The organism is bacterium (genome assembly GCA_021372535.1).
GTDB lineage: Bacteria > Latescibacterota > Latescibacteria > Latescibacterales > Latescibacteraceae > JAFGMP01.
Genome location: JAJFUH010000085.1, coordinates 22,844 through 30,807 on the forward strand (window position 1 = coordinate 22,844; position 7,964 = coordinate 30,807).

At 54.0% G+C, this 7,964-nt stretch carries 4 protein-coding genes; 1 reads left to right on the forward strand and 3 read right to left on the reverse strand.

The window, feature by feature from the left end:
• Positions 1-81: 81 nt before the first annotated feature.
• From LLG96_08325 to LLG96_08335, 3 genes are all read right to left on the reverse strand, one after another.
• Positions 82-2,268 carry a sodium:solute symporter family protein gene (locus tag LLG96_08325; protein ID MCE5250212.1) on the reverse strand — a complete coding sequence of 729 codons (2,187 nt, stop codon included), beginning with the start codon at positions 2,266-2,268 and terminating at the stop codon, positions 82-84.
• A gap of 137 nt (positions 2,269-2,405) precedes the next feature.
• Entirely contained in the window at positions 2,406-5,177 is a 2,772-nt protein-coding gene (locus tag LLG96_08330) for a glycoside hydrolase family 38 (GenBank protein MCE5250213.1), read from the reverse strand.
• Between the two features lie 246 nt (positions 5,178-5,423).
• On the reverse strand, positions 5,424-6,545 hold the full coding sequence (locus LLG96_08335) for an Ldh family oxidoreductase (protein ID MCE5250214.1): 1,122 nt from the start codon (positions 6,543-6,545) through the stop codon (positions 5,424-5,426).
• A gap of 606 nt (positions 6,546-7,151) precedes the next feature.
• On the opposite strand from LLG96_08335, the gene LLG96_08340 reads away from it, so the two are divergent.
• Positions 7,152-7,964 (forward strand): NapC/NirT family cytochrome c (locus LLG96_08340; protein ID MCE5250215.1); only part of this gene is annotated, 813 nt, incomplete at its 3' end.

Genomic DNA, 7,964 nt, shown 5'->3' on the forward strand with positions numbered 1-7,964 from the left:
ACTCCGGGATTATAGAGTCACAGAGAAAGGCGTCATGCCGAACTGGTTTCGGTATCTATTCAAATTACCGGATGTCATGATTCATCCACCGATATGCACGATGAGAAAAAACGCCCCGACAATGGCAAACGCGATAACGACTGAGATGCCGAACCCGATGCTGTCGACTTTATCCCACCTGCAGAATTCCCAGTTTGAGTCCGGAAATAACTTGAGATGATCGAACCGGTGCGGTTGCGCATACGAGTGTTCGAGCTCGCGTGCATCCTCATCACGGTCGAGCCTGACCGTTGTCTTCATTTTCGCATAAAACCGGTCGAGTACACGGGCATCATCCGGCTTTGTCAAAAATCCCATGACGATGATGATGAGAAACGGCGTGAAAAGCCGAAAAATAACACGGATTGTTTCGTTGAGCGCATGAGGATTTTTCGAGAGATCGAACCCGAGCGCGTCGATGAGAACAAGGTCGGCATTGAGCCTCCCGTAACCGCGTTTCACACCACTGTCATCGATACGGACGCCGTCGGTCCAGAAAATAGCCCGTGCGGGAAGTGTGTAGGTTTTCGTGAAACGCTGCCCGACAGCAAGCGGCTCAGGACGTACGCCGGCACCCTCGCCGCGGGCGTTCATGTTCTCCCATCGCGCTATTTCAGCCGCGCGCGCTTCGACATCGGCCTCGCGGGCAATATATGTTCTGACGAGCGGTTTCGGATCGGTTGTCCGGGAAAGGCTGGTATTCGTCGCCAGCTTCGGAACCAGAACCGGTGTGAAAATCGGCAGTATGAAAAACGCTCCGACGGTAACAATGACCGAAACCCACGCCGCTCTGCGATTCGCGCGGCGCCAGAGCATGCCGAGCCAGAAGCTTGCCCCGAAGATGACGTTGAATTCCCACAGGAACTTGATCTGCTCGAACAGGCTTTCGAACTGCATCGCGATCATGGCCGTCCCGAACAGTACGACAGCACCGAACACACGCCCCGCCATGATATAGTGGCGCTCCGATCTGCCGGGCACGGCGACACGGTACAGGTTACGGGTGAGCAGGCCCGCGCACGTTATCATGAGACAATCGGCGGTTGACATGAGCGCCGCCATGAAACACGCGATGGTCAATCCAACGAGACCGATTTTCAGCGGCCCCAGGAGATCGAGCGCCGCGACGCCCCATACCATATCGGGATCGCGCACTACACCGCGGTACGCAAGCGCGGCCATGAGGGCGAAAATTCCCCAGAGCAGGGTCGCCGTCCGCTTCATGAAACTGCCGGTGGTGAACCCGAAGCGGGCGGTGAACTCGTCCTTTGCCGAGCCGACAGCGGTAATCTGGTTGGCCTGAACAGCTATGTTGATGACAACCATCAGGGTGACCGCGACGATGTAATACCAGGTGAAATCAATGGTCGTCGGGGAGCCGAACACCTCGAAAAACGAGCCCGGCATCTGGTGATGAATCACCCGGAGCGCGCCGAGAACGCCGTGTGTTCCGAACTGTGTATTGATCTTTATCCATATGAACGGGAGCAACATCACCGACAGAATCAGAATAAACATTCCCTGAATCGTGTCGGTGACAAACGCGGCCTCCAGACCTCCCGCGGCGGCATAAATCAGTACACACAGGCTTACGATGAGAACGAGCGCTTTCTCGTTGATATGGGAGTGTATCTTGTGGGGCCGTGCGAGCTGGAGCTCACGGAGGCGTGCACGGTCCCCGGAGCCGAGCGCGGCATAGTCGGCCGTTTCGAGCCTGTCGAGTTCGAGGGCGGATTCGTATTCAGCGCGTTCTGATGCGGTGAATTCTTCGACTTTCTTGGGTGTGAGGGCAAGAACAGTCTTGCTCATGGCGCTGTACCCGACCGAGAGGAGCACCATCAGGCCGAGCGCACCGACGATCGCATACAATCCCGCGAGAGCTTTGGAATCGTAGCGCTCCTCGAAATAATCGCCCATGGTGGTTATGCGGAGCCTCCTGAACCACGGACAGATCATCCAGTAGATGGGTGTCGCCCAGAGAAGATTGAGCGAGCTCCAGATGCCCGATGCGCCGTTGGTCATCGTCGTGGTGGTGACGCTCACCGCGGTATCGGGCGAGGTGCTCTGGCCGAATGCGGCAAATGTCTGGATTACCTTCCCGAACCGTCTGCCTCCGAGAAAGTAATCCTCCTGGGTGCTGATACGCCGCATAGCCCAGAAACCGATGATTATGACAATGGTGAAATATCCGACAATGACCGCGATATCGATGAACGGAAGTCCGAACATGACAATCCTCTGTCAGGCGTGTACATTCACAATGATGCTGGTGAAAGTGGTGGACATGCCGCGACCTGTACACCACTTTAATCGGAATAATTCCCCGCAGCATGCTGCAGAGTAGTTTAATTCGACAAATCCGCCGGTTATTTATCGACAGTCACCGTGGAAATACGCTTCGGTGGAACAAGTAACTCGATCCCGTCCTTCCCGGACAGCACGGTCGATTTTGTATCGTCACGGCCGTCGAGGGTAACACAATGTGCGCCCGTACAGCGGAAAGAGGGCTTGATCGTAATCTTCTCCGTTCCGTTCATCGGATTGAAAAGCCGCACAAGCATGCGCCCGTTCATGTCCTGAATCGAGGTTATCACCGCATTACCCCCGACAGTCATGAAAGAATGTTCGCGGGGCAGTGTACCTGCCTGCCGGAAGTTTTCAAGGTCTCTCGGAATAATATCGACGACCCGAATGGGGCAGTTCACGCGCTGGCCGAGAAGAAACAGCCGCTGAACCGGAATTTCCCCGGCAATGGGCACGATGTCATATCTGAACGTGAGCCTGCCCTGAATCTGCCCTCCCGGATTGTCGTTCGTCAACACCGCGCGCCGGAAAGCACGGAACAGGGTCAGCGCGATGGGACGGTCGGGGATATTTCTGACAGCGGTTTCGGGAAGACCGCGGCTCACGACCGCAAGCCCGGCTTTGCCGTCGCCAAACGCCGTCCAGGTGATCTGGGGCCGTGTTTCGACATCGAGCTCGCGGCGTATGTTGTTGTCTTCCACGAGAGCGACAGGGCGTTTGACCACATCGAAGGCGGAATCGCTCAGGTAGGTATCGCCGGCGATTCCGGTGGGGAGAAGAACACGGAGACGGTGATCGAGGATGGTGTTGTCGACAGTCGTGGTTACCTCGACCCGGTCCGCGCCTTTACGGAGCGTAACATCCGATACGATTGTGAGGGGAGCGGTTTCTTCAGTACGGCGCATGGAGGCAAAATCGAACGCTTTCGGAACGTTCATGTTCACGGTGATTCTCATCGTGGTCTTGCAGATGCCGTCCGCAGTCACCGAAACATCCGCGCCGTTCGCCGTGCTGAGACACATACGGTCGTTCACAGCAACACCGTGATACCAGCCGTCGCCGATATCAGCGCAGTCCTCGAAAGTCAGAAGTTGTCCATATGTTTTTCCGCTCCGTTTGTCGGTCACGGTTATCGTACCGTTCGGGTCGGCCTGCACGCGGAGAAATTCGTTCTCCATCGCGCGGTGCGAGATCGCCATCGAGCCGAGATACCGTGTCGGCCCGTTCTCGGGAGTGACAAGCAGGGTCGTATACCCGAACGCAGGCACCTTGAGCCGTACAGTCACCGTTATAATATTGCGGCTCTCCCCGACCGGCAGCCTGTACCGGTCGCGCCGGAAACTTTTTCTGTTGCGCTCCTGCCCGATAAGTTGATAAGGAATGGTTTCGCCCTGGGCGTTGTGCAGGGTGAACGAGAATTTTTCCTCGTATCCGAAAAACTCCTCAAACCGTTTCGGCCAGTTCGTCGGAAGGGGGATTTCGAGGTCAACCGGCTCATCGACAGTGTTTGCTGTGGCGTTGAAAACGGTGAGCATGAGCGCATCTCCCGGCATATCTGCGGGAGCGGCAGCCAGGGCGATGGTTTTCAGGGCTTTCGCAGAGAGCCGCGATGAAATACCGAGCGACTGGTCGAACCGGTAGATCATGTCCTTGTGAACCTGATCGATGGAGCATCCGCATATGCTGTCATGGGGATGATTATCGAGGAGGTGCTTCCATGCGGTACGGAGGAAACCTTCGGGATATTGACTGCCCATATCGATGGCGAATGTGCTGAAGGGTTCCGCCCACAGACAGAGCTCATCCTCGCAGGCGGCGTTCATCTGCTTGAGGTGAATCCTGCTCGACAATACTCCCGGAATCAGCCACTGCTCGTCGATCGACCCGGGATCGCGGCTCGTTTCACGGAGCTCGCCGATAATCGTTTTATCGATCTTCGAACGCTCCGTAAGGATGTCTTCGAGATACGTATCGAGCGAGCTGTGAACTATCCTGATGCCCTGCGGCTCAAGTTTTTTGTTCGCACGGGCTATCATCTCGGTTATTCCGGGCTCTATTTCGATGTGATCGCACCCGTCGAAGAGCAGTATGGGCCCGAGTTTCGAGCGTTTCGATTCCGCAATCGTATACTCGACAAGACTGTCTGCTGCCTTTTCGAGGTCCAGCGGTACGGTGCCATAAGGCTCGCGGACGGCGAACGCATACGAACAGTACCCGAAGCGACCAAAACGGTATACCGGAATCATGGTGCCGTCGGAGGCTTTCCAGTTGAAATGGCCGTGGTGCTCTTTTTCAAGCGTGCCTCGCCATACAAGCGCCCCCGGAATACCCATCTGGTCGAAAATCTGCGGGAGCTGGCCGATATGCCCGAACATGTCGCAGACGAATCCGGCGTTCGAGGACGGTGCACCGAACTCACCCGCGAGCCGTTTACCTGTCTGAAGATTGCGTACGAGCGATTCACCGCTCACGAGCCACTCATCGGGAAGATCATACCAGGGACCGAGACGGAGACGTCCTTCACGGACAAACGCCTCGATTTTACCGCGGTTTTCAGGCTTGATTTCAAGATAATCCATGATCGGAATGACCTGACCGTCCATCTGAAAGTACTTGAAGGCAGGGTCTTTTTCGAAGGTACTGAAAACTTCGTCGAGCATGGATACGAGGCGCATCCGGTACCCCTGAAAGGGTTCGTACCATTCACGGTCCCAGTGGGTACTCGGGACATAGTGGGCGATTCTGATCATTTCGGGATTCTCTCCTTTTCCGGCGGCTGAAACCGAGGATGCCACAATCGTGAGTAAGACTGCCGTCACAATAAGCTTCTTCATAACACCCTCCATGGAATATACACGAAAACCACCATAACGCAGCAGATTCTCTCCCCGGTCAGACACTCCGGGTTGTATGCATGATTCGTTAATGTACTGAATCAATCGGGATATCCGAAAGAATTCTCAAGATCACAGCATCATCATATGGTTTTCAGGAAAATAAATGAACCGGCAGAATGTGACAAGTACGTTTTTTCTGTTATTACCCCGCCGGATATCCATTATCCTAATATGGTTATCATTTTACCTGTTTTTTCCGGTGAACGGGAAATCGTACCCGGTTAACCCGAGCTCGTCTCTCATGGCAATGACCTCGCTCTGAAGCTGTCTGTTCAGGGGAACGCCGCTGTCTTTCCGTTCGAGCCAGGCAAGGTGCTCTTTTTCACCCGCAGTATAAATCCGCGGCGCGCCGGGCATCTTTTTCGATGCGCGGAGCTGACGGAGAATTTCACCGGCAGTCTTCTTGAAGGATTCCGGATCGATAAACGCCGAAATGTCAATCGCCATGAAGAAATGCCCGAGGTGATAGGGGACCTTTTTGCCGTCCTTCAAACCGTTGAGCATCCACAAAAAGCTCCCTCCCTGAAGCGCCGCAGACAGAATCTCCACGACCGTGCCATAACCGTACCCCTTGTATCCCGCGGTTTCCTCGCCGATTCCGCCGAGGGGAGTAAGTGCGGCCGTTCCCTTCACGAGATCGGTGAGAATCTGGCGGGTATCGGTACGTGTCCTGCCGGAATGATCGATAACCCAGCCTGGGGGAATGTCTTTGCCCGCACGGTCGTACAGCTCGATTTTGCCGCGCTGGGTCAGCGATGTGGCGCAGTCGATGACAAAAGGGAATTCCTCGTCGGTCGGAATACCGAATGTGAGCGGGTTTGTGCCGAGCATGTTCTCCACACCGAATGTGGGCGCGACCGAGGGACGGGCATTCGTTCCGGTTATACCGATCATATCGGCCTGTGTGGCCATGAGCGCATAGTAGCCCGCGATGCCGTAATGGGTGGAATTCCTCACCGCAACCATGCCGAGCCCGACAGCACGGGCTTTCTCTATGGCGAGCTCCATCGATTTCCTGCCGATGACATGACCCATGCCGTCATGACCGTCCACCACGGCGGTTGACGGCCCGTCCCTGACAATCTCGAAGCGTGTGACGGGATTCTGAATCCCCGCCCGTATCCTGTCGTAATAGATCGTTTTCAGGCGGCCCACGCCATGGGAGTCGATGCCGCGCCTGTCCGATGTTATGAGGACATCGGCGCAGATTTTCGCATCGTCCTCCGGAACACCGAGGCCTTTGAAAACATCGACCATGAAACGCTCCATAATATCGAATCCGACAAGAACATAGTCTTCAGCCATGATTATTATCTCCTCGTATGGCGGGGACGGTAAAATTATTGATCATTATCTTTTTCGGTTATCCAGTTAAATCAGCTAACATGATTGATCCCCCTCGGCTTCGCCGTCTCCCCCTTATAAAAGAAAGGGGGATGAAAGTGCCCTAAAAGCCGCGCCACCCTTAAAAAGGGGGGATGCCGCAGGCAGGGGGGATCACATACTATCGGAAGAAATTATCAATTCTGATTAAAAGGTTTCCTATGCTTATCAAACTGGATAATCTGATTATCTTTTGATTACCAACGCTCGATCACGTTTACATACATTCCCATTGCAGGTGCAAGGACAGGTCGCAACCTGTCCCTGAGTGAAATTATTTTTCCACGAACCGGTTTCCCACACAATTGGCGCTCATCTGTAAGATTAACGCAGAAAAGCACAGGAATCAAGCATATATCGCCATCAGATCATCAATCGGTAAAAAAGAGCTTGATTCCATATCCGTAATACGTTAATGTAAAGGATTAATTTTCATTCGATAATTTCTGAACGATTGAGTCAAGATACGGCAAAAACCACTTACGACCCATCGTTTTTTCGTATATCGGGAAAGGATTTCATTCGACAATGGCTATAAACGTTTTCCGACACATCAGAAACAATATCGGACTCTTCCTGTTCAGCATGGTTCTGGGTATACTGCTCGGTTTTGCGATACTGTATGCCAGCCATGCGGGACTCGAATATTCTTCGACTGACAATTTCTGCGAATTCTGCCATGTTCATCCTCATGCAACCTATTCATGGAAAAAATCAACCCACTACAAAAACAAGAGCGGCACCATCGTTCACTGCGTTGACTGTCACCTCCCGCCGGGTGGTCTTTATTACCTGACCGAAAAAGCCCGTCTCGGTATCCGCGACTCCTACGGCGCTGTCTTCAAGGACAAGGAAAAAATCGACTGGGACGCCAAATCCGTGCTCGAACACGCGGCGACCTATACCTATGACGCATCGTGCATGAAATGCCATCAGGACCTCTACAGCCTCGGACTGACACCCAAAGGGGTAAAGGCTCATGAATACTACATGAAACAGCCCGAAAAAGTCCGCTGTATCAACTGCCATATCGCCGTCGGCCATTACCAGGAAAAACCGGCGGAGGAGATCACGATCGGTGAAGAAATGCCGAAAATCGAGCGCCCGAAACGGCCGGTGGATTCAGACGAGTTCGTCAGCTATACACAGACGATTCCGGAAACCGACGTCACATTCGACATGATCGCCATTCCGGGAGGCACATTCATGATGGGCAGCCCCGATTCCGAACCGTACCGCGACCCGGATGAAGGCCCGCAGCGTGAGGTGAAGATAAGCCCGTTCTGGATGGGGGAAATCGAAGTTTCATGGCGTGAATTCAATGTTTTTTACACACGGACA